General features: G+C 44.7%; 21 protein-coding genes. 16 read left to right on the top strand and 5 right to left on the bottom strand.

The window, feature by feature from the left end:
* Both A142_RS02170 and A142_RS02165 read right to left on the bottom strand, forming a co-directional pair.
* On the bottom strand, positions 1–482 hold a 482-nt coding region (locus A142_RS02170), incomplete at its 3' end, for a hypothetical protein (RefSeq protein WP_032545564.1).
* Between the two features lie 139 nt (positions 483–621).
* Complete coding sequence (locus A142_RS02165; protein WP_017064138.1) at positions 622–1755, bottom strand: flagellar assembly protein FlgT; 1134 nt, start codon at positions 1753–1755, stop codon at positions 622–624.
* Between the two features lie 192 nt (positions 1756–1947).
* On the opposite strand from A142_RS02165, the gene A142_RS02160 reads away from it, so the two are divergent.
* Together A142_RS02160 and flgP are read left to right on the top strand one after the other, a co-directional pair.
* A complete protein-coding gene (locus A142_RS02160) occupies positions 1948–2583 on the top strand; it encodes a FlgO family outer membrane protein (RefSeq protein WP_017064137.1) in 636 nt (211 codons plus the stop codon).
* A 9-nt stretch (positions 2584–2592) separates the two neighbouring features.
* The gene (gene flgP, locus A142_RS02155) at positions 2593–3024 is read left to right on the top strand and encodes a flagellar assembly lipoprotein FlgP (protein WP_017062265.1); all 432 of its coding nucleotides are present in this window, start codon (positions 2593–2595) and stop codon (positions 3022–3024) included.
* A 283-nt stretch (positions 3025–3307) separates the two neighbouring features.
* Here the strand turns inward: flgP and A142_RS02150 are convergent, their stop codons facing one another.
* The 3 genes from A142_RS02150 to flgA form a co-directional block, all read right to left on the bottom strand.
* Positions 3308–3733 (bottom strand): flagella synthesis protein FlgN, encoded by a 426-nt coding sequence (locus tag A142_RS02150; RefSeq protein ID WP_017064136.1) that lies wholly within the window; start codon positions 3731–3733, stop codon positions 3308–3310.
* A gap of 66 nt (positions 3734–3799) precedes the next feature.
* Positions 3800–4117, bottom strand: a complete 318-nt coding sequence (gene flgM, locus A142_RS02145) for a flagellar biosynthesis anti-sigma factor FlgM (RefSeq protein ID WP_017062263.1) — start codon at positions 4115–4117, stop codon at positions 3800–3802.
* 178 nt (positions 4118–4295) lie between these two features.
* Positions 4296–5042, bottom strand: coding sequence for a flagellar basal body P-ring formation chaperone FlgA (flgA, locus tag A142_RS02140; protein WP_019825287.1), 747 nt, complete (start codon positions 5040–5042; stop codon positions 4296–4298).
* A gap of 77 nt (positions 5043–5119) precedes the next feature.
* Here flgA and A142_RS02135 point away from each other — a divergent pair, with 77 nt between their 5' ends.
* From A142_RS02135 to A142_RS02070, 14 genes are all read left to right on the top strand, one after another.
* Complete coding sequence (locus A142_RS02135) at positions 5120–6046, top strand: chemotaxis protein CheV (protein WP_019825285.1); 927 nt, start codon at positions 5120–5122, stop codon at positions 6044–6046.
* Positions 6047–6057: 11 nt separating this feature from the next.
* The gene (locus tag A142_RS02130) at positions 6058–6885 is read left to right on the top strand and encodes a protein-glutamate O-methyltransferase (RefSeq protein WP_019825283.1); all 828 of its coding nucleotides are present in this window, start codon (positions 6058–6060) and stop codon (positions 6883–6885) included.
* Positions 6886–7140: 255 nt separating this feature from the next.
* Positions 7141–7536, top strand: a complete 396-nt coding sequence (flgB, locus tag A142_RS02125; RefSeq protein WP_004736175.1) for a flagellar basal body rod protein FlgB — start codon at positions 7141–7143, stop codon at positions 7534–7536.
* Between the two features lie 4 nt (positions 7537–7540).
* Positions 7541–7954, top strand: coding sequence for a flagellar basal body rod protein FlgC (flgC, locus tag A142_RS02120; RefSeq protein WP_019825280.1), 414 nt, complete (start codon positions 7541–7543; stop codon positions 7952–7954).
* A 17-nt stretch (positions 7955–7971) separates the two neighbouring features.
* A complete protein-coding gene (flgD, locus tag A142_RS02115) occupies positions 7972–8685 on the top strand; it encodes a flagellar hook assembly protein FlgD (protein WP_010439286.1) in 714 nt (237 codons plus the stop codon).
* 49 nt (positions 8686–8734) lie between these two features.
* The gene (gene flgE, locus A142_RS02110) at positions 8735–10039 is read left to right on the top strand and encodes a flagellar hook protein FlgE (RefSeq protein ID WP_017062260.1); all 1305 of its coding nucleotides are present in this window, start codon (positions 8735–8737) and stop codon (positions 10037–10039) included.
* 253 nt (positions 10040–10292) lie between these two features.
* The gene (locus A142_RS02105) at positions 10293–11042 is read left to right on the top strand and encodes a flagellar basal body rod protein FlgF (RefSeq protein WP_019825277.1); all 750 of its coding nucleotides are present in this window, start codon (positions 10293–10295) and stop codon (positions 11040–11042) included.
* A gap of 21 nt (positions 11043–11063) precedes the next feature.
* Positions 11064–11852, top strand: a complete 789-nt coding sequence (gene flgG, locus A142_RS02100) for a flagellar basal-body rod protein FlgG (protein ID WP_017062259.1) — start codon at positions 11064–11066, stop codon at positions 11850–11852.
* An 88-nt stretch (positions 11853–11940) separates the two neighbouring features.
* Positions 11941–12717 (top strand): flagellar basal body L-ring protein FlgH, encoded by a 777-nt coding sequence (gene flgH / locus A142_RS02095; protein WP_017064132.1) that lies wholly within the window; start codon positions 11941–11943, stop codon positions 12715–12717.
* Between the two features lie 94 nt (positions 12718–12811).
* Positions 12812–13903 (top strand): flagellar basal body P-ring protein FlgI, encoded by a 1092-nt coding sequence (locus tag A142_RS02090; RefSeq protein ID WP_017062257.1) that lies wholly within the window; start codon positions 12812–12814, stop codon positions 13901–13903.
* 10 nt (positions 13904–13913) lie between these two features.
* On the top strand, positions 13914–14831 hold the full coding sequence (gene flgJ, locus A142_RS02085; protein ID WP_019825273.1) for a flagellar assembly peptidoglycan hydrolase FlgJ: 918 nt from the start codon (positions 13914–13916) through the stop codon (positions 14829–14831).
* A gap of 209 nt (positions 14832–15040) precedes the next feature.
* Positions 15041–16921 (top strand): flagellar hook-associated protein FlgK, encoded by a 1881-nt coding sequence (gene flgK, locus A142_RS02080; protein ID WP_019825271.1) that lies wholly within the window; start codon positions 15041–15043, stop codon positions 16919–16921.
* Between the two features lie 10 nt (positions 16922–16931).
* The gene (gene flgL / locus A142_RS02075) at positions 16932–18122 is read left to right on the top strand and encodes a flagellar hook-associated protein FlgL (RefSeq protein WP_017064129.1); all 1191 of its coding nucleotides are present in this window, start codon (positions 16932–16934) and stop codon (positions 18120–18122) included.
* Between the two features lie 418 nt (positions 18123–18540).
* A complete protein-coding gene (locus A142_RS02070; protein ID WP_019825269.1) occupies positions 18541–19677 on the top strand; it encodes a flagellin in 1137 nt (378 codons plus the stop codon).
* The last annotated feature ends 648 nt before the right edge of the window (positions 19678–20325 follow it).

The raw sequence follows: 20325 nt of genomic DNA, 5'->3' as shown, positions 1-20325 counted from the left end.
CGTCCCATAAAGACAAGCAGATCAATCACATCTTTGTGGGCATCAAGCAGAGCGCGTTTGGTTTGGCTATAAGCGGCAAGTCTGCCGTGCTTTCTAATGGAGCACACCTTGGTTTTGTATTTGTAGTCGCCGTTTTCTGAGAATACACGCCACTTAGCGATGTAACACTCGTCGCGGTGTTCAGGATCACTCTGAGTTGGATTTGGCTTAAATACAATTTTGGGTTCTAGACTATGAGGTAGACGCGTCATCAGGTAGGGCTCTTTGAGGACTTTGGGCCAAAACTTACCCCAAAGCTGTCTGCCTAGTTCATCTCTTAATTTAATGGTTTTCTTCAGTGCTTTGTCTTCACCCATACGAACAAAACCGACCGACCGATGCAACACCGTATCTTCGGGAGTATGGATGTGGATCTTAAAAGCGGTTTTACCTTTCGAGATAAAGCGGTAACCGGTAGCACCAATTAGATTATTCTGACTCATAGTTTGCTAAGTGATGATTATGTTATTAATAAGATTACGCCAAATACTGCAAAACCGAAACTAATACCCATGAAAAAAATAAAGCCTTAACAAAAGTGCTAAGGCTTTATTAGAAACTATGAGACGGGCGTGTCGCTAACTACATGATTTTCTGCATCACATCACCAATTTGAATGCTTCCTGCAAGGCTTGGTTGGTCGATAGTTAGTTCTGCTTCGTTTTCATAAACGCGAGAAACCGTCAGCGTGATATCGCTTTGAGATACCTTATTACGTGGTAAACCGCGTTGGTCGATAAACGAACCGGTGTGCCATAGCTGCAGCTTGTCACCTTGTTGAACACCATGCATTCGACCTAAATCAATGGTCACCGTGTTACCAAATACTGCAGCCACCTCTGGAAGTGTGATCTTACATGACACTTCAGATTCCAAGTCCAACATAATATTGCGGCTAACACGCAGCATCATACTGCCGTAGGTTGATGCCCAGAAACGAGCACTGCGGGTGTCCACTTCACTGGTCTTAGCAAATGGCCACTTTGCCACTTCACGATAGCTACGGTTGTAAACCTGATGTCCTGTTTTGCCATCGAAGACTTGCATCTCTAACGCAAACTGACGATTGATGATGTCGTCTTTCAAAAGCTTGGATTCGATGGTCGCGGTTAAATCGGTAATGTCGCCACCAATGATGTACTGCGCGCCAGTGTCTTGGGCGATCATCTTGATCACCTCTGGTCGACGCTTGTCGATATCGTAATTGGTCGTGCCAACGGAAACAAAGCTGCGAGACTCTTGCGCCAGCTGTCGGTCCACGACATGGCCAAAATCATCACCAATGTTATAGATTCTGCCCATTACAGCTTGCTGAGGGGAGGTCACATCAATGTTGCCGACTAAAAATGTCTTCTTGTATTGGCTCTCATGGCAAGCATTTGCCGAAGGATAGATATCGATCCTTGCGGTGATCATTATATTGCCACTGCGTTTTTTCTCTTTCTCTACCAAGATGTAGCGCACTTCATGATTGGTAAATTGAAACTCTTTCTTGTTTGCGTCGAGGTACGGCGTGAGGTTGGAGATACTACCAATATCAGCACCTGAGAACTGGATCGCTTTATATACCGCGTCTTCCAGAGCATGAACCCTTGCCGTTTCCTCTGAGGATACGATGGCTGCGGTACCGGTAACTTCATACCAAGAGGCATGAGCACTGAAGCTTATGGTTATCAGTGAACTTATTGAAAATAAGTAAGAAATTATTTTTTTCATCTATTCGTTACCAGTTGGGTATAAATATTGCTTAACAAATAACTATAAGCTTGAAGCTGACTTGAGTGCGTTTTTCTTAATCTGAACCATTAATGAAAAGCAAAGACTGTTCCAACATTGTAATCCATTGAAAAGAATAATGGTGAGAACATATTGGAACAGGGAGCACTAAACCTATCTGGAGATAAGAGAATGAAAAAATGGCTCGTAGTAATGAGTGTCATGTTGTTGACCTCATGCGCTTATTCGCCAATCTATAACGGCAAGTCTGAATATTCAGGCAGTCAGTTTATGTTGATGGATAGCCCTCGTCATACCATGGATTTCTTCGTGGAAAGTATGACCGAAGATCTGATCATTTCGAATACGAGTATCTCAGCAAGAACTCCGATAGCGATTACGTCGTTTGTTGACCTGCAACACATGGACACAACGAACTGGCTAGGAAACTCGGTATCAGAAGGTTTCATTCATCAGTTTCAGCGTCGTGGCTTCAAGGTTGTTGATTTCAAAACAACAGGTTCTATTCAAGTGACTCACCAAGGTGACTTCGCGTTAAGCCGCGATTGGAAAGACTTAGCTCAAGAACAAGACGTACAGTACGTACTGACAGGCACTATGCTTCGCCAAGAAGGTGGTGTGTTAGTCAATGCTCGTGTTGTTGGCATGCAAACTCGCATTGTCGTGGCGACGGCACAAGGCTTCTTGCCTGCAGACCGTATTGGTCGTGACCTAGATACTCTAAACAGTATTCGAACTCAAGATGGCGTTATCATTCGTTCTGACCCAACGATCAGCCAGCCTTATACTGTTATTCTTCGCCCTTAGGAGTTCGAGATGAAGAAGTTAATATTTGTTGTTGCCGCTTTACTGCTTGTTGGCTGTCAGCCACTGCAAAACATGAGGCCAGACGACTACTTAGTTGCCGTTGGCTACGCGAGTATCAGTGAGCAGAAAGGACGTAACGATGAAGAAAGACGTATCCGTGCGATGAGAGCTTCTAAGATCGACGCCTATCGTGAACTTGCTGAGCAAGTCTATGGTATGCGAGTGAGTGGTAGAGCAGAGTTGGAAGATCAACGCCTTGGTACAGAGCGAACTTCTGGTGCGGTTGATGGCGTAATCCGCGGTGCAGAAGTGGTACGCAGCTACCCTGTGGGCGATAGCTATGTTACTGAGCTTCAGCTTGATATCCGTAAGATGGAACAGCTACGTAATTACGGTGAAGTTCAACCTGTACCTGAAAAGAGACAACAAACGTTGTTCTAGCCTAACGGGCGTCTAGCGATAGGATTATCCAGTTATATTGGCTGCTCTCGTTTTCCAGATAGCGTATCGGCAACCAATAACTGATATGAATCATAAGCGGCAAGTATGAAAATACTTGCCGCTTTTTTGTGTCTGTCGATTTGTTCGGCGCATTTACCGATCTAGTGGGAGCTTTGACGGATGTCATGTTAAGGATAGGCTGGGATACAGATACAGATACAGATACAGATACAGATACGAGTAGGAAGGTGACTAAGGGTGTTATTGAATAGAGGGGGTTTAACTATGCTTTTACGTTGGTTCCCAGCGTAGAGATCGTATGCGTTTGACCACCGGCATTGTAGGTCATGCCAATTTTTCCGTGGCTTTGCTGCATCATATTGCTGAGTTTTTTGAAGCTAAGGTGCGCTCGATTCAAGGCTTCGCCATTCACAAGGTTCGCTTGCTGGCAATCGTGCACTATAGACTGGATTTTTGTGACTAACTGAGCAAGTTCAGGGTTCTCGGTCAGTTCTGAGATATTGGTATGGGCTGCGATTCGCTGATCGGTTGATCTTAGTTGTTCAACTAGGACCACTTTTTCTTTGGCGATTCGCTCAATATCGTTTGATTGTCGGCTCGTAATAGCGGTTTTCTCTGAACTTAATAATTCAGATAAGGCTTTGGCATTTTGAAGTTGGAAATTAACTAAATCTGCTAGTGCCGCCATAACGTAAACCTATTTATAACCTCGTGTGCTTTAAGACAATCACTTCAATCAAAAGTGAGTGTTGGCTTAAAGGCCTTTTAATTCATCTTCGAACTTGATCATGTTGTCTGCCAGTTTTTCTGGATCGACAGTGTATGAACCGTTCGCAATTGCTTCTTTGATCGCTGCTACTTTCACAGAATCAAAGCTTGGCTGTGCTGCCATATCTTGGTGGAGCTGACCAATCGCTTTGCCTTGTTGGCTCAGTGAAACCGCATCTTTGCTTGCTGGTGATTTAGTTGATACATCAGAGCGTGATGCCTCAGAACTAGAATCAGAGCGTACTGCTGATCGGTTAGTGGTCGTTAGGGTTTGCCCTGAACGAATATTATCAATGCCTGCCATAGTTAAGCCTTTTTCTTCAAAAATGGGAACCTGTACAGTCAATATCGACCAAGGGTTCGAATACTTTAGCAATTTTTAGCTCAATAGTCGAAAAGGGACCAAACACCGCAGCCGTTATATTTGGCGTTAGAGTTGAGGCTGAAATCGCTAACGATACCGTCAATTTAGAAGTAAAGAGTTAAAAGTAAACCGTGACTTCAGACATGCTGGTAACAATCCCTTCAATTATACGCTGTGATTTATCATTTTTCACTCTTACTTGATCACCCATAGAGCCATCGGTAAGCGCAGTTCCTTTGGTGGTAATGGTCATGCCACCTTTTACTGCCTGTATGATAACCTTCTCGTTTCGGCACACGACACAGATATCACCTCTTTCTACAACATCACCCGGTCTTAGGTTCTTTTTTACCTTAGCGCCGATGACTTGATGTGGAGCTGTGAAACCTTGGCGACGAAACTTGTTAAGAGAAATCATAGCGGTGGTGACATCGTATTGGCCGACGATTTCGCCTCTCGCGAGTGAGCGAGTGGTGGTGACAAGGGGCACCGACATCGAAAGGCGCACCGGTACATAAACTCGCCACTCATCAGGAACACATTGCACTAAAACCGTAATACTGCTGCGGGTATTGGTGGTCGTTGAAGCGCTGGTCTCTAAAGGCACTGGGCAGTCTGTCGCTTTGATTCTTGAGTCAACATTTGCTGAATTAACAAAGAGTTCGCCACCTTGTGGCTGCTCAACCGTATCAAGGATATGTTGCTCCGCTGCAGACTGAATCATCTCAATTTGTTCTGGGGTCGCAGCTTGCACAAAAAAACTAAACAATATTGATAAAATGCCGATAAACTTAGCGACAGTTTTAAAAGTAGCTCTACACATTGCTATAGAAAGAGGTGGCAAATTTGATTTATAATACGTCATTCCGTTTCTCTGGTGGTTCGTAGCCTACAGTAGACTAACACTTTTTATACAAAAAAGTTTGATATGGAGATGAGCTCATGACGGGTATTCTTGATTCGGTGAATCAGCGTACGCAACTCGTCGGTCAAAACCGATTAGAATTACTAACCTTTCGCCTAATGGGGCGTCAGCGTTACGGCATTAATGTCTTTAAAGTAAAAGAAGTGCTTCAATGCCCTAAGCTGACAAAGATGCCAAACTTGAACCCACTGGTTAAAGGTGTAGCACACATTCGTGGCCAAACGATCTCTGTGATCGACTTGAGCTTAGCGATTGGTGGCCGTCCTACAACGGATGTTGAAAAGTGTTTTGTGGTTATCTCTGAGTTTAACCGAACCATTCAAGGTTTCTTGGTAAGTTCAGTAGAGCGCATTATTAACATGCACTGGGAATCGATTCTTCCGCCGCCAGATGGCGCAGGTAGAGCTAACTACCTGACAGCGGTAACCAACATTGATAATGAATTGGTCGAAATTCTTGATGTTGAGAAGATCCTTGCAGAAATTTCTCCTGTTGATGAAACAATGGACAGCAAGATTGCTGAAGATATTGCGAAAGTAGAACAAGAGAAAGAACTGGTTCGCCGCATCTTGATTGCTGATGACTCGACCGTTGCTCGTAAGCAGGTTCAACGTGCTATTGAGTCGATTGGTTTTGAAGTTATCTCGGTGAAGGATGGTAAAGAAGCCTACGAGAAGCTGATGCAGATGTCATCAGAAGGCAGTATTTACGATCAGATTTCATTGGTGATTTCTGATATCGAAATGCCAGAAATGGATGGATACACGCTGACTGCTGAGATTCGTCGTCACGCCGAACTTAAAGATTTATACGTAATTTTACACTCATCGTTGAGTGGTGTATTTAACCAAGCCATGGTTGAGCGTGTTGGAGCTAACTCCTTCATCGCTAAATTCAACCCGGATGAGCTTGGTGCAGCGGTAAAAGCTGCGTTAACTAACTAAAAGAGACATTAATGACTGCTATAACAATAAGTGATCAAGAGTATCGCGATTTCAGCCGTTTCTTAGAATCTCAATGTGGCATTGTATTAGGTGACAGCAAGCAGTATTTAGTGCGCAGTCGTCTAAGCCCATTAGTAACGAAATTTAAGTTAGCTTCGTTGTCTGATTTGTTGAGAGACGTAGTAACAGGTCGAAACCGTGAGCTGCGTGTGGCTGCTGTCGATGCCATGACGACGAACGAGACACTTTGGTTCCGTGATACTTACCCGTTTGCTGTGCTTGCGGATAAGCTTCTACCGGAAATAGCGGCAAATAAACGTCCTATTAAGATTTGGTCTGCGGCAAGCTCTTCAGGCCAAGAAGCATACTCAATGGCAATGACGATTCTTGAAACTCAAGCTCGTAAGCCAGGTATGCTGCCAAATGTATCGATTACCGCAACTGACATCTCAGCAAGTATGTTGGATATGTGCCGTACTGGCGCTTATGACAACCTTGCATTGGGACGTGGACTTTCTCCAGAGCGCCGTCGTACTTTCTTTGAAGATGTGGGCGATGGCCGTATGAAAGTGAAAGATAACGTCAAGCGCATGGTGAACTTCCGCCCTCAGAACCTGATGGACAGCTATGCATTGTTAGGCAAGTTCGACATTATTTTCTGTCGTAACGTGCTGATTTACTTCTCACCTGATATGAAATCAAAGGTACTTAACCAGATGGCAAATAGCCTGAACCCTGGTGGTTACTTACTGTTGGGTGCGTCTGAATCGTTAACAGGCTTAACCGATCGTTTTGAAATGGTTCGCTGTAATCCAGGCATCATCTACAAATTAAAGTAACGAGCGGCACCGATATTAGGTGTAAGGTTACCATCTAAATTTAAAACCCAGCCAAGTGCTGGGTTTTCTTTTTCCTGCTTAAGCTATATCTTTAAGTCGGAGTGACATTCCAATTTACTCTATTTTTTGGCTTGTATATTGCAAGTTTACCCACGAGTAACCTGTAAAAGTATTGATAGACCGCCTTATTTTAAAAGTTGGTATATATATTGCTTTGGTTATTTCATAACAGTCAGTTCTTGAGTTGAGGTTTACATGGCTATTTCTTTTGACAATGCTTTGGGCATTCACCAGCACACAGTTGGTGTACGTGAGCGTAACGCTGAGGTGCTTTCCACCAATATCGCGCAAGCAAACACGCCTGGGTATAAAGCAAAGGGATTAGACTTTAAGAAATCACTGCAAGCGGCAAGTTCTGGGGCAAGCATTGGTCTTAGCCGTACAGATGGTCGGCACATTTCTGCCTCAACAACGGTGAACGGGGAAACGAAGTATCGCATTCCTACCCAACCTGATACAGGAGATGGCAACACGGTTGATTTGGATTTGGAAAGAAACCTTTTCATGCAAAACCAAATTAGGCATCAAGCCTCTCTCGACTTCCTAGGAAGTAAGTTCAAGAATTTAACTAAAGCGATTAAAGGGGAATAATTAGATGAGCTTATTTAATGTATTCAATGTGACTGGTTCTGCGATGAGTGCTGAATCTGTTCGTCTAAATACGACCTCGAGCAACCTTGCAAACGCGGACAGTGTAAGTAGTTCTGCTGAAGAAACTTACAAGGCTCGCCACGCAGTGTTCGGCGCTGAGTTAAATAAAGCACGCAACAGTGACCACACTGTGCCTGTGAAAGTACTAGGTATTGTAGAAAGCGATAAACCGCTGAGCGCGGAGTACAACCCGGATCATCCATTAGCGAACAACGAAGGCTATATCTACAAGCCTAACGTGAACGTTATGGAAGAGATGGCAAACATGATTTCGGCATCACGTGCGTACCAAACGAACGTACAGGTTGCTGACTCGAGTAAACAAATGCTGCTGCGTACGCTGCAGATGGGTCAATAAGGATAAGGAGGTAGCACATGGCTGGAATCAACAACAATGTTGGTCAAAGCGGCTTGTCCTATGTTGACCAGCTGAAGAGTCTTCAAGATGGCGCTAAGAAGCCCGACGAAACAACAGGTAAGCAGGATCTTAAACAAGAAGACTTCTTATCTTTGTTGACTAAGCAACTAGCACAACAAGACCCTTTCAAGCCGGTTAGCAATGACCAGATGATTGCGCAAATGGCTTCATTTGCGACCGTAGATGGCATTGGCAAAATGAATACACAGTTTGAAAGCTTGAATTCATCAATGACCTCTAACCAAGCACTTCAGGCATCCTCTTTGGTTGGCCGTGATGTATTGGTTCCTGGTGCGGCAGGTGTAAAACCCGGTGATGGCGGTATGGCGGCAATGGTTAAGCTTCCTCAGGCAATGGACAATGTAATGGTCCGTGTTGAGAACGAAGTTGGCCAATTGGTTCGCACATTTGATATCGGCTCTAAACCATCTGGTGATACACGCGTTGAATGGGACGGAAAAGACGAAGACGGTAACCCATTGCCGGCCGGTAAATACAACGTGAAAGCGTCAGGTTTGCTGGATGGCGAGAACACAGAGTTCCAAGTTTCCAGTTATGCGAACGTGAACAGTGTGCTTCTTGGTAAGGGCGATGGCAACGTACTACTCAATCTGGCTGGTTTCACATCGCCAGTACGACTTGCTGAAGTACTAGAAGTTGGTAAAGCGTAGCTCTTTATTGAGTGACTATGCTAGCTAGATAGATTAGGAGAATAATGGAATGTCATATGTAGCTTTAAGCGGCCTATCCGCTGCACAATTAGACCTGAATACAACCAGTAACAACATTGCGAACGCGAACACATTTGGCTTTAAAGAGTCTCGTGCCGAGTTCGGTGATGTTTACTCAAGCTCGTTGTTCACTAACGCAAAAACGACGGCAGGTGGCGGTGCGCAAGCTAGCCAAGTGGCGCAACAGTTCCACGAAGGTTCAAGTATTTATACGAACAACCCAATGGACTTACGTGTAAGTGGTACAGGTTTCTTTGCAGTATCGAAAGACCGCATGGTGCCAGAGATTAACGAATTAACGCGTAATGGTGCATTTCACCTAAACAAAGACAACTACATGGTTACCGCTAACGATGAGTTTCTTTTAGGTTACGATGTTGATCCAAACTCGGGTGAAGTTCTTTCTTACGCGCCAAAGCCTCTCGACATACCAGCTGAGTTTGGTAAGCCAAAACAGACAGAAAACATTGAAGTAGGGGTTAACCTTCCTGCAAACGGTGATCTTAAAGACCCGGCTGCATTTAACTTCAAAGATGCTGATACTTATAACCGTGCAACGTCTTCGACGGTATACGATTCTATGGGTCAGTCTTACAAGTTAACGACTTACTACCTCAAAGATCAGACTCAACCAAACACTTGGCAAACGTACTACACCATGTCAGATGAGAACGGTGAAAAGCCGGTCAACATTACTGGTGGTGATGCGACGAATGCACAAGGTCATGTTGGTCACACAATGAAGTTCAACAATGACGGTACGTTAGCAAGCCTGAACAATGGCCAGCCGATTAACTCGGAACCACTGGGTGCTGGTGCGAACCCTATTGACTTGAACGGTGCTGATCCAACTCAAGTGCTTAAGTTTGGTTTAGATTCTTCAACTCAGTTTGCCGCTCCGTTTGAATTGACTAAGTTTGATGAAGATGGCGCGACAACAGGTTTCTTAACAAAAATCGATTTCGATGAGTACGGCAGTGTTCTAGGTACTTACTCAAATGGTGAAAACGTGATGCTTGGCCGTGTAGGCTTGGTTCGTGTACCAAATGAGCAAGGTCTGGATAAGAAAGGCGGTACTCAATGGGATTCTACCAACGACTCTGGTGACAAGATCTGGGGTGAATCGAACAAAGGTTCATTTGGTAGCATCAACAACGGCTCGCTAGAGCAGTCGAACATCGATATGACTCAAGAACTGGTTGATTTGATTTCTGCTCAACGTAACTTCCAAGCGAACTCGCGTTCTCTAGAAGTACACAACCAACTGCAACAGAATATTCTTCAGATTCGTTAATCGTTTCGAGCGTTTGAATCATCTGCGAATACCCAATTCAATGTTATTGAATTGGGTATTGTTGTTTGTCTTCTTATTTGCCGCCCTTATTGCCGCACGGTAATGCCACTGGCAACAATTCTTCCTCAATGATCCTTTAATGATCACCCCTCTTTGTTTGTTTTCTATTTAAATTGTTGATAAATAACAGTTAAAAATATTGGCACAGTGTTTGCTTTATAAGCTCTAGAAGATGATTTTTTGGAGCAAAATTATGGATCGCGCACTGTTTCTTGCCATGAGTGGCGCAAAGCAAAATATGCAGGCTTTGCAGCTACGTGCAAACAACCTTGCCAACGTGAGTACAACGGGTTTCCGTGCTGATTTAGCACAAGCACGTTCAATGCAAGCGTATGGTGAAGGCATGCCTACTCGTGTTTTCAGCATGACAGAGCGTCCTGGTCATAATTTTGCGCAAGGTAGTGTGGTTACCACTGGCCGAGATCTCGATGTTACCGTTCAAGGTGATGGCTGGATTTCAGTGATGGATAACACCGGCCGCGAAGGTTTAACGCGTAACGGTAACCTTAAGGTTGATCAAAACGGTCTGCTAACTAATGCAAGTGGCCATTTGGTGCTAGGTGAGAACGATGCGCCAATCACACTTCCTATCCCAATCAGTAAAGTAGAAATTGGTACTGACGGTACGATTTCGGTGATTCCTCAAGGCGCTCCAGCTGAAGAATTAGCCGTCGTTGATCGTATTAAGCTTGTGCGTCCAGACAACCAAAGCTTGTTTAAAGACACGAATGGTCTATTCCGTTCGAAAAACCCAGATCAGGCATACGAAGCAGATGCAGCGGTAACGTTGCTAAAAGGTGCTATCGAAGGCAGTAACGTAAATGCCGTAGGTGAAATGACCAGCCTAATTGACTTACAACGTCAGTTTGAAATGCAGGTCAAAATGATGAGCACAGCAGAGGAAATGGACAAGTCGTCTGATTCACTGCTTCGTATGAGCTAATAGAATTTAAAGGACATTGCTATGCATCCAGCATTATGGGTAAGTAAAACGGGTTTAGACGCCCAACAAACCAATATCTCAACGATTTCGAACAACCTTGCCAACGCCTCGACCATTGGTTTTAAAAAGAGCCGCGCGGTATTTGAAGATCTGTTCTACCAGAATATTAATCAACCGGGTGGTCAATCGTCTCAGAATACTGAGCTGCCAAGTGGTTTGATGCTGGGTGCCGGTTCTAAGGTCGTCGCGACTCAAAAAGTGCACACTCACGGTAACGCACAAACGACATCTAACAGCCTAGACATGATGATTGAAGGCGACGGTTTCTTCCAAGTTGAAATGCCAGACGGTGAAACAGGTTACAGCCGCAATGGTCAGTTCACACTGAACGGTGAAGGCGCGATCGTAACGTCGGGCCAAGGTTATCCTCTACAACCAGAAATTGTGATTCCTGAAGACGCGATCTCGGTAACGGTTGGTAACGACGGTGAAGTATCGGTTCGTCTACGTGGCGAGCAAAACAACGTCGTGGTTGGTCAAATTACCATTACTGACTTTGTAAACCCAGGTGGTCTAGAGCCAGTAGGTCAAAACCTTTACTTGCCAACTGGCGCGAGTGGCGACCCACAAGAGGGGGTTCCGGGTTTTGATGGCCTAGGTAACATCCGCCAATCGATGCTAGAAACATCGAACGTAAACGTAACCGAAGAGCTGGTAAACATGATTGAAGCTCAGCGTGTATACGAAATGAATTCGAAAGTTATCTCGTCGGTAGACAAGATGATGAGCTTTGTTAACCAACAGCTGTAATTGGTTTATTCGCCGTTTACTTTTTTAATTAATCGATCTGTTTTTACTAATTGACCCATTTACCACTGCCTGCTGAGAGTATATCGCCATGAAACGTATTTTTTGTTTAGCTTTGTTTATGTCTATGTCGGGGTGTGCTGTTCTTGACCCGATCGAGACTCCGGCAGAAGAAAATGCAACCACAGTGGTTGATGCTGTGGAAGGTGATAAGTCGGCACAAGAGAGCTCTGGCATTATTGACACGCTTCGTGGGCGAACCGATCCAATTGCTGGTGACCCTGCATGGGCGCCAATCAACCCCAAGCAGAAGCCAGAGCATTACGCAGCGGCAACGGGCTCACTGTTTAATGTGAACCACATTGGCAGCATGTATGACGACTCTAAACCGCGTGGTATTGGTGACATCATCACTGTAGCGCTAGATGAGAATACTCGAGCGACCAAAAAAGCCAACGCAGACATGTCTAAGTCGAATGATGCATCGATGGAGCCGCTGGCTGTTGGTGGTCAAGAGCTGACGATCGACAAGTACAACTTCTCTTACGATCTGAGCAACACCAATACCTTCGCTGGTGATGCATCAGCCAACCAAAGTAACAGCATCAGCGGCTATATCACCGTAGAAGTGATCGAAGTATTAGCCAATGGCAACCTAGTGGTTCGTGGTGAGAAGTGGATGACACTGAACACAGGCGATGAGTATATCCGCCTAAGCGGCACCATCCGTCCTGATGATATTGATTTTGAAAATACCATCGCTTCAAACCGTGTTTCTAACGCACGAATTCAGTACTCGGGCACGGGCGTGCAGAAAGATATGCAAGAGCCTGGATTCTTGGCACGATTCTTTAATGTATCTCTGTAGAGCTTGATAGGACGACGACATACTGACAGCCTCTATCACTCAGCCACATTTAGCTAAGCTATTATAAATTAAAGCAATACAGACAGGTTACTCAATGAAAAAACTGACACTCGTACTATTCGGCATGCTATTTCTTGCCACCAGTGCCCATGCTGCGCGAATCAAAGACGTGGCAAAAGTGGCGGGTGTTCGTAGTAACCAACTTGTCGGTTATGGTTTGGTCACGGGTTTGCCGGGTACTGGTGAGACAACTCCCTTTACCGATCAAACATTTAACGCAATGCTGCAAAATTTTGGCATCCAATTGCCGCCCGGCACTAAGCCAAAAACCAAAAACGTCGCGGCTGTTATTGTGACTGCTGAACTGCCAGCCTTCTCTAAGCAAGGTCAGGAAGTTGACGTAACCGTATCTTCTATCGGTTCGGCAAAAAGCCTACGTGGTGGCACGCTGCTACAAACCTTCCTAAAAGGTCTTGATGGTCAAGTGTATGCCGTAGCGCAGGGTAACTTGGTGGTAAGTGGCTTTAGTGCACAAGGTAACGACGGTTCTAAGATTGTCGGTAACAACCCTAACGTTGGTATCATCTCTAGCGGTGCGACGGTTGAACAAGAGATCCCAACGCCATTCGGTCGTGGTGACTACATCACCTTCAACCTAATCCAATCAGATTTCACAACGGCTCAGCGTATGGCTGATGCGGTTAACAATTTCCTAGGCCCACAAATGGCTTCAGCGGTAGACGCAACTTCAGTAAAAGTTCGTGCACCGCGTGAAATCAGCCAGCGTGTAGCATTCTTGTCGGCTATCGAAAACATCGAGTTCGACCCTGCTGAAGGCTCTGCAAAAATCATCGTCAACTCTCGTACAGGTACGATTGTGGTTGGTAAGCACGTTCGCCTAAAAGCGGCGGCGGTCACCCACGGTGGTATGACGGTTGCAATTAAAGAAAATCTAAACGTAAGCCAACCGAATGCATTCTCTGGTGGCCAAACGGTAGTGGTCCCTGATTCTGATATCGAAATCACGGAAGGCGATGGTAAGATGTTCAAATTTGAACCTGGCCTAACGCTGGACGATTTGGTACGCGCAGTCAATGAAGTGGGCGCTGCACCTTCTGATTTAATGGCAATTCTTCAAGCACTGAAACAAGCGGGTGCGATTGAAGGCCAATTGATCATTATCTAAGGAATAAAGCATGATTAAGAATAACAATGACATCGGCTTTATTCACGACATCGGTAGTTTAGACCGTCTTCGTCAACAAGCCGTAAACGGTGAAGAAGGCAGCGAGAAAGAAGCACTAACCGCGGCGGCAAAACAGTTTGAATCGATTTTCACATCGATGTTGTTTAAGTCAATGCGCGATGCTAACTCAAGCTTTAAGTCGGATATGCTGAACAGCCAGAACGAGCAGTTTTATCGTCAGATGCAAGATGACCAAATGGCGAGTGAGTTGAGTGCTTCAGGTTCATTAGGCCTTGCGGACATGATTGTAGCTCAGTTAAGCGCTGGTCAAGCAAGCGACGCGACAGAAGATAAGGTTCGCAGTGAAGGTTTTGATACTTCATTGCAACGACCGCAATACTCAGGCCGCTCAGAAGATAGAGCATCTGAAGTGCAACCTGCGTCAGCGGTAAAACAACCAATATCCTTTGATTCTCCAGAATCGTTTGTGACTTCAATGAAGCCTTACGCTGAAAAAGCGGCAAGTGCGCTTGGTGTGGACTCGTCTCTACTGTTGGCACAAGCAGCCCTGGAAACGGGTTGGGGTTCTAAAATGGTTAAGAACTCTCTGGGCAACAGTAACAACCTATTCAACATCAAAGCAGACAGAAGTTGGAAGGGCGATAAGGTTGCTACGCAGACTCTAGAGTTCCATGGCAAAACTGCCGTTAAAGAGTCGGCTTCTTTCCGTTCTTACTCAAACTTTGAAGATAGCTTTAACGACTATGTGAAGTTCTTGAACGAAAACCCAAGATACGAAACGGCATTGCAGCATCAAGGTAACTCAGAGAGTTTCATCAAAGGTATTCACCAAGCAGGTTATGCAACTGACCCTAACTATGCAGACAAGGTTTTGCGAGTGAAAGCCAAGATTGACGAGATGAACTAGCGTTATTGAATGTACTCGGGAGCTTGCCATTGGCAGGCTCTTTTCTTATCTATCACCTCAATGTTTGCTACAAAGTCTGTCGTTATCTCCTTACACTTCAATAAATTATTGTCTTTTATCTCTCGGCTATCTCTATTGGCACATATATTGCTTTTTAAACTGGTAGTTAATCAGTTTATCCTGATTTTGTTAAGTTTTTTGGGGGCATTATGGCGTCGGATCTTCTGAATGTAGGGGCACAAAGTGTTCTTACCGCTCAGAGACAGTTAAACACCACAGGTCATAACATTTCTAACGCCAACACAGAGGGCTATAGCCGCCAATCTGTGATTCAAGGTGTGAATGACCCTCGTCAGTACGGTGGCCAAAGCTACGGTATGGGTGTGCATGTGGAAAATGTTCGCCGCTCTTGGGACCAATTTGCCGTCAACGAACTTAACTTATCGACAACCAATGCCGCCAATAAAGGCGACACCGAAGCTAACCTCGATATGCTGTCGAGTATGTTGTCATCGGTTGCTTCGAAGAAGATTCCAGAAAACCTCAATGAATGGTTTGATTCGGTTAAAACATTAGCCGATACACCGAATGATGTCGGTGCTCGAAAAGTTGTACTAGAGAAGGCTGGACTACTCAGCAAGACGTTAAATGAATTCCATGAAACGGTGCGTCAACAGTCTGATTCTACGAATAAAAAATTAGATATGGGTATCGAGCGAGTTAACCAACTTGCGTACGAGATCCGTGATGTTCAGCGCTTAATGATGCGAACTCCTGGGCCTCATAATGACCTACGAGATCAGCATGAAAAGTTGATTAATGAGCTTTCTGGTTACACCAAAGTTACGGTGACACCACGCTCAAATGCCGAAGGGTTTAATGTCCATATTGGTAATGGCCATACCTTGGTCTCTGGTAGTGAAGCGAGTCAGCTGAAGATGGTTGATGGCTTACCCGATGCACATCAGCGCCGCCTAGCGATTGTTGAAGGTAAGTCTTTAAAACCGATCACCAGCAGTGATATCGACGGAAAAATCGGCGCCATGCTAGACATGCGTGACGAACATATCCCAGCAATCATGGATGAGCTTGGTCATTTGGCGACCGCGTTTTCATATGAGGTCAATAGTCTTCAAGAACAAGGTTTGGATCTTAACGGCAACGTAGGTAGGGACTTGTTTACCGACGTGAACTCAGAGCTGGTGGCAAAATCTCGTGTCACGGCTAGCGGGCAATCGAAAGCAGATGTTGCGGTATACATTGATGATACTTCTGCCTTAAAAGGCGGTGAGTATGGACTGAAATACGATGGCAGTGATTATGTCGTGACTAAGCCGAACGGTGAGACCGTTAAGATGGCGACCGACTCTAGCGGTAGTGCTTTTTATCTTGATGGCATGCGAGTGGAAGTACGTAACCCTCCTGAACTAGGAGAGAAACTGTTACTGCGTCCAACGCGTAATTTTGCTGCGCAGATTCATATGGAAACCAAAGACCCGAAAGACATTGCTGCGCAAAGTTATGAGGCATCGACCACGTTTGCCAAGGGTACAGCGGGATTTAAAATCCTAGAAGCAGGTCAACTGCGTGAGTTTGAAGTGATTGTCTCACCAAAAGGTGAGCAGTTTGCTGTGACGGATCCGAAGGGTAACATTTTAATGCAGCCTCAACCGTATCCGCCACAAGGGCCAGTGACCATCAACGGTACAACGTTTGAGCTTACACCCGGTGCGGTGGCAAATGATAAGTTTACGGCAAACCTTGTCCCATCAGAAGGTGACAACGGTAACCTGCGTAAGCTACAAGATCTTCAAACAGGAAAGCTGTTGAATGATGGTGAGTCTACGATTTTAGACCTTTACCACAACTTGAATACTAATACGGGCTTGAAGTCTTCAACGGCAAATCGCCTGAGTGATATTGCGACATTAGAGAAACAGTCGGCTCAAGAACGTATTGCTTCTATCTCGGGAGTAAACCTCGATGAAGAAGCGGCAAACATGATGAAATTTCAGCAAGCGTATATGGCTTCTTCACGCATCATGCAAGCAGCCAACGATACGTTTAACACTATTTTGGCTCTGAGATAGGAAGGTATAAATGTTGAATCGTATCTCTAGCTTCCATAATTATCAGTCAGTACAAAACGACTTGCGCCGTCAAGAGAACAAGGTGCATCACAACCAAGCACAACTTGCTTCGGGTAAGAAGTTACAGTCGCCAAGTGATGACCCATTAGCGACGCACTATTTACAGAACATTGGTCAGCAGTCAGAACAGCTTAAACAGTATGTCGATGCGATTACTCTAGTCAGAAACCGTCTTGAGCATCATGAAGTATTGGTTTCTAACACAGAAGGCTTTGCTGATGAAGCAAAACGAACCGTGATGGAAATGATCAACGGTGCGCTTTCCCCTGAAGACCGTTTAGCGAAAAAGCGTGAGATCCAAGAGCTAGCGAATAACTTCTTGCACTTGGCCAACTCTCAAGATGAGTCGGGTAACTACACGTTTGCAGGCACTAAGCCGAAAAATCAGCCTTTCTTTCGAGATAACGAAGGGAATGTGACATATCAAGGTGATGACTACCAACGCAAGATGCGTGTGGCAAGCAGCTTTGAAATGGCAATGAATGATCCGGGTAGCAAGATGTTTATGGAAATAGACAATCCGTTCGGTGATTACGAACCTCAATACGAGCTTGAACCTGCCTCTGAGTTGCTGCTTGGACGTGCGACCAACAGCGATGAAGATGGGTCTACTTATAAAGTGACTTTTGTCGACATGCAGACGGGTAATTTCGCTTATCAGCTTGAAAAAGACGGCGCAGTGGTGGCCGCAGAAGATTTTGATCCTTCGACAGGTATTGTTTATGAAGGGCTGAATATTCAAATCAAAGGCCAAATCACTAAAGGTGATTCGATCACCTTAGAACCACGAGAGACTTTCTCTATCTTTGATACGTTCAAAGAGGCTGCTGAGCAGGCTGAAAACCCGGTATCGGATGCATCAGCAACAGCGAAACTGCACCAAGTAACTGAAGAGTTCCACGCTGCGTTTATCCATTTGACCAAGGCAAGAACCGATGTTGGTGCACGCTTGAGTACTTTGGATATTCAAGAGCAACAACATGAAGATTTTAAGTTGTCTTTAGCAAAAGCAAAAAGCAACTTTGAAGACTTGGATTACTCGAAAGCGATCATTGAGTTCAATGAAAACTCTCGAGCACTACAAGCTTCTCAACAAGCGTTTGGCAAAACCAAAGACCTGACCTTGTTTAACTATATTTAGTGATAAATCGGTATTTAATGGTGGCTTGTCGATCACCATGGCGTTGATTCCTTGCCGTATGTGCTATGCCATACGTGCGAATGACGCCACAATTTGCCGCTTTTTTGTTCGAAGCATGATGTTTCTAGAATAGCGGCAAAAAACGGCAATAAGGAAGGTGAATGTTTTTCATCTTTTAATAGTAGAAAATCATAATTGCGCAGCGTTGTTTGTAAGCTTTTGATTTTTAGATAATTAAAAAATTATTTATATGATATTAAACTTGGCATACAACTTGTATCTGTGTTGGTTATAAATGATTAATACAGATCTTAAACCTTGTATAGGGTTTATCGAGTAATACACGGTCAGTGCTTATCCATATGAGAGTAAAGCTGGCCGCTTCGCAGAAACTTTGCGAACTCATAAGGAGAGCAAAATGGCTATCAATGTAAGCACTAACGTATCTGCTATGACAGCACAGCGTTACCTGAATAAAGCATCTAATGACTTAGCGACTTCTATGGAGCGTTTGTCATCGGGTCACAAGATCAACAGCGCAAAAGATGATGCAGCGGGTCTGCAAATCTCGAACCGTTTAACGGCTCAATCTCGTGGTCTTGATGTAGCAATGCGTAATGCCAATGACGGTATTTCAATTGCTCAAACCGCTGAAGGCGCGATGAACGAATCAACCAACGTATTACAACGTATGCGTGACCTAGCGATTCAATCATCAAACGGCACTAACTCTCCGGCGGAGCGTACGGCACTGAACGAAGAGTCAATGGCACTTCAAGATGAGCTTAACCGTATCGCGGAAACCACATCGTTTGGTGGTCGTCGTCTACTGAACGGTTCATTCGGTGAAGCTTCATTCCAGATTGGTTCTAACTCTGGTGAAGCGATGATCATGGCTCTGACGAGCATTCGTGCCGATGACTTCCGCATGGGTGGTACAACGTTTGATTCTGAAAACGGCAAAGACAAGAGCTGGGAAGTGCCTGCACAAGCTCGCGATCTTAAGTTCGAATTCAAAACTAAAGCGGGTGAAGACATCGTTTTAGATATCAATACCAAAGCGGGCGATGATATCGAAGAGCTTGCGACTTACATTAATGGTCAGTCTGATCTTGTGAACGCATCGGTTACTGATGATGGTCGCATTCAACTGTTCGTTGCTGAACCTGACCTTGACGGCCCAATGTCTATCTCTGGTGGTCTAGCGTCTGAGCTAGGTATTAAGAGTGAAGGCCGCGCAACCTCTGTTCAAGATGTTAGCTTAACCAGCGTTGCGGGTTCACAGAACGCAATCAGCGTGATTGATTCTGCAATGAAGTACGTGGATTCACAGCGTGCTGATTTGGGTGCAAAACAGAACCGTCTAAGCCACAGTATTAATAACTTGGCAAACGTACAAGAGAACGTAGACGCTTCAAACAGCCGAATCAAAGATACGGACTTTGCGAAAGAGACGACGCAAATGACCAAATCACAAATTCTGCAACAAGCAGGTACTTCAATACTTGCTCAAGCAAAACAGTTGCCTAACTCTGCAATGTCATTATTGCAATAGTTATTGGTTGAACTTGCTGCTCGTGTTCAGACGTGAGCCATGCAGCAAGGGAAACTGGCAAGCATACTTACTATTGAATGTTTAGCTCTCTCATCTCTCACCTGCTATCCATTTTTACAGTAAGAATGCAACGGCAAGTCGGAAATGTGTTCATTTCTCGATGATCTCCACACAGGCTCTGACGCGCCAACTAGCCCCGGTTCTCTCAAAGGAAAAGGGGCTTTTTCCTTTCTGACCTTTACCTTTCTGTTTCTTCGCTATCTACTTAGTTTTACTTAGCCGCTTCTCAACTCCAGCCCTCTACTCTAGTTCTCAACCTTGAATTAACTTCACCTGCTACCGCGGAAAATAGCCCACCTCAATGTACTAAATCTGTCCGCATAGAGGATCTTTGATGATCGATCATTTCTATACGTTGACCCATTTCTACGGTTATTAGTCTGTTTTTTGAACAGGTTGGGATCTTTTATCAATTGAAGTCTGCAGTTGTTATTGAAAAATGTAATTTTTAAGTGTCTGAAAAATATTAACTTAATAATTTTTTTGTGGTTTTTTAAAAGTTTTTCTAAAGCTTCTGAATTTCGCGCCGTTATTAAAAGTAACTTTGAGAGAACTACTTTGGTTTTCCGAGACGTCGGAAACCGCTAT

Origin of the sequence: Vibrio splendidus 12E03, from assembly GCF_000272105.2 — a bacterium.
In the GTDB taxonomy this organism is placed as follows: Bacteria; Pseudomonadota; Gammaproteobacteria; order Enterobacterales; family Vibrionaceae; genus Vibrio; species Vibrio splendidus_I.
This window is presented reverse-complemented; position numbering and strand designations above follow the sequence as displayed.

Coding starts and splice junctions, on each gene's coding strand:
- A142_RS02165 (WP_017064138.1), bottom strand. CDS start 1,755: ATGAAAAAAATAATTTCTTACTTATTTTCAATAAGTTCACTGATAACC.
- A142_RS02160 (WP_017064137.1), top strand. CDS start 1,948: ATGAAAAAATGGCTCGTAGTAATGAGTGTCATGTTGTTGACCTCATGC.
- flgP (WP_017062265.1), top strand. CDS start 2,593: ATGAAGAAGTTAATATTTGTTGTTGCCGCTTTACTGCTTGTTGGCTGT.
- A142_RS02150 (WP_017064136.1), bottom strand. CDS start 3,733: ATGGCGGCACTAGCAGATTTAGTTAATTTCCAACTTCAAAATGCCAAA.
- flgM (WP_017062263.1), bottom strand. CDS start 4,117: ATGGCAGGCATTGATAATATTCGTTCAGGGCAAACCCTAACGACCACT.
- flgA (WP_019825287.1), bottom strand. CDS start 5,042: ATGACGTATTATAAATCAAATTTGCCACCTCTTTCTATAGCAATGTGT.
- A142_RS02135 (WP_019825285.1), top strand. CDS start 5,120: ATGACGGGTATTCTTGATTCGGTGAATCAGCGTACGCAACTCGTCGGT.
- A142_RS02130 (WP_019825283.1), top strand. CDS start 6,058: ATGACTGCTATAACAATAAGTGATCAAGAGTATCGCGATTTCAGCCGT.
- flgB (WP_004736175.1), top strand. CDS start 7,141: ATGGCTATTTCTTTTGACAATGCTTTGGGCATTCACCAGCACACAGTT.
- flgC (WP_019825280.1), top strand. CDS start 7,541: ATGAGCTTATTTAATGTATTCAATGTGACTGGTTCTGCGATGAGTGCT.
- flgD (WP_010439286.1), top strand. CDS start 7,972: ATGGCTGGAATCAACAACAATGTTGGTCAAAGCGGCTTGTCCTATGTT.
- flgE (WP_017062260.1), top strand. CDS start 8,735: ATGTCATATGTAGCTTTAAGCGGCCTATCCGCTGCACAATTAGACCTG.
- A142_RS02105 (WP_019825277.1), top strand. CDS start 10,293: ATGGATCGCGCACTGTTTCTTGCCATGAGTGGCGCAAAGCAAAATATG.
- flgG (WP_017062259.1), top strand. CDS start 11,064: ATGCATCCAGCATTATGGGTAAGTAAAACGGGTTTAGACGCCCAACAA.
- flgH (WP_017064132.1), top strand. CDS start 11,941: ATGAAACGTATTTTTTGTTTAGCTTTGTTTATGTCTATGTCGGGGTGT.
- A142_RS02090 (WP_017062257.1), top strand. CDS start 12,812: ATGAAAAAACTGACACTCGTACTATTCGGCATGCTATTTCTTGCCACC.
- flgJ (WP_019825273.1), top strand. CDS start 13,914: ATGATTAAGAATAACAATGACATCGGCTTTATTCACGACATCGGTAGT.
- flgK (WP_019825271.1), top strand. CDS start 15,041: ATGGCGTCGGATCTTCTGAATGTAGGGGCACAAAGTGTTCTTACCGCT.
- flgL (WP_017064129.1), top strand. CDS start 16,932: ATGTTGAATCGTATCTCTAGCTTCCATAATTATCAGTCAGTACAAAAC.
- A142_RS02070 (WP_019825269.1), top strand. CDS start 18,541: ATGGCTATCAATGTAAGCACTAACGTATCTGCTATGACAGCACAGCGT.